The following is a 2,017-nucleotide window of genomic DNA, read 5'->3' as shown; positions in this document are numbered from 1 at the left end:
GGCCGACAGTGCACGTTGGTGGCGACCACGTCGTCGTCGGCGGCGTTGTCGTCCAGCCACAGCGCCGCGCGCATCTCGTCGGCGGTCAGCGCGTACGCCTGCGGCACGGTCGCCGGCACCGGCTCGGTCAGCACCGAACGGACGGTCCCGCCCACGACGACGGCGGCGCTGGCACCGAGCATCGCCGCGGTCACCCCGGCCAGGGCGATCGCCGCCGCCCGCCGACGACCCGCCGGGGCTGCCCGCCCCGGGCCCGACGACGGGACGCGGCGCCGCCACAGGGCGGCCACCCCGACGGCGAGCGCGGCGGCCACCGCCACGAACAGCACGTACCGGGCCGCCGAGAGACCCAGCACCCGCAGCCAGCCCTCGACGGTCGAGGTGGTGGGGGTGCCGGGACGGCTGATCCTCGGCACGGCGAAGCCCACCACCGTGCCGGCCGTGGCGAGCCCCGCCAGCGCGCCGGCCACGGCGGGCACCACCAGCACCGGCCAGGGCGCCCGCGCCTGGGCGAGGGACCAGGTGGTCAGCACGACACCGACCGGGATGACCCCCATCCAGAAGTAGATCTGACTGATCGACGGGTGCTGGAACACCCAGGTGGCTCCCGCCCCGGCCAGTACCGTGCCGGCGAGCAGCCAGACGGCCGGATCGGCCCGGTGCCCACCGTCGACGAGCAGGCCCATGCCCACCCACCGGGGCGTCTGACCCAGCACCCACCAGGCGACCACGGCGAACGCCAGCAGCCAGCCGAGAACACCGCCGTCGTTGATGCCCGGCGGCAGCGGCGCGCTCGGCCAGATTCCGTCACCCGTGCCGAGGGTCTCCGCGTACGGGGCGATGAAGTGCAGCAACGCCAACGCCTGCACGCGCAAGGTGCCCGCCCCGCCACCGGCGAACAGCCGGAAACCGAGCGCCATCGCCGCCACCAGGCAGGCCAGCGCCACCAGTGCCGGTCGGGGGACCTGTCGCCTGCGCCACCAGAACACGACGACGGTGAGACCCAGGCCGGCGATCAGCGGCGGCACCGCGCTGGACTTCGCCCCGGCACAGACCAGCCCGAGCACCGGAACCAGCGGCCAGGCCGCGCCGAGGGACCGCCCCCGGGCCACGTCGACGACCAGCCCGGCGAGCAGCAGCAGCGGCACCAGCGCGTACGTCTGGGAAGGGCTGGCGTATGACAGTGGCATCTCGCCGGATACGCCGACTGGCGAGCCGAGCGTGACAGTGCTCCCGGTGAAGGCGGCGAGGGCGGCCACCGGACCGGCCCAGACGGCCCCGCTCAGGTCGCGGGCGAGCCCGGCCGCGAGCAGCACCGCCGTACTGATCACCGGCACCAGCCAGAGTCGCAGCAGCACCACCGCCGGCGAGATTCCGGTGATCATGCTGCCGCTGGCGATGTGCGCGTCGGACAGGTAGTGGTAGCGCAGCGCCTCCCCGGCGACGTGCGGCAACTCGAACGGCATCGCCCGGGTCAGCTCCTGCACCAGACCCAGGTGGTAGAGCACGTCCTGGTAGTAGCTGCCGTACACCGGCGGCAGCGGAACCATCCGCCACTGGGTGTAGCCCCAGGCCAGCACCAGCAGCAGCGCCGCTCCCATCCCCCAGTGCCAGGCCAGCGGCAGTGGACGGCGCCCGCCGACCCGCCAGTGCCGGCGCAGCCGGGGGACGGCGGCGAACGCGACGAGGACGGGCAGCGGCCACCACCGCAACAGGGACTGCTGACCGGTCGCGGCGGCCAACGCCCAGGCGATGATCTCCAACAGCAGGCCGGTGGCCGCGCCGTAGCCGAGGTCCTCCGGGAGGTTGCCCCGGCTGCCGCGCAGCGCGCGGTGCACCAGGGTCCCGGGACGCACCAACGCGAGGACCCAGTACCCGCCGAACCGCGCGACGTCCAGGGTGGGCACGCCGCCGGGCGACCAGGCCACGAGCAGCGCGGCGATCACCAGCGCCCACGGGAGCGTGCTGAGCAGCGGCACGAGAACGGTCCGGCGCGACGTCGGGGTCGGGGTGTCGA

The 2,017-nt window shown here is 74.8% G+C and carries 1 protein-coding gene; it reads right to left on the bottom strand.

Annotated features, from left to right (window positions below; genetic code table 11):
* On the bottom strand, positions 1-2,017 hold a 2,017-nt coding region (locus tag KBX53_RS31160), incomplete at both ends, for a hypothetical protein (RefSeq protein ID WP_210863319.1).

The sequence above is a fragment of the Micromonospora sp. M51 genome, assembly GCF_018070305.1.
GTDB lineage: Bacteria > Actinomycetota > Actinomycetes > Mycobacteriales > Micromonosporaceae > Micromonospora > Micromonospora parva.
This window is presented reverse-complemented; position numbering and strand designations above follow the sequence as displayed.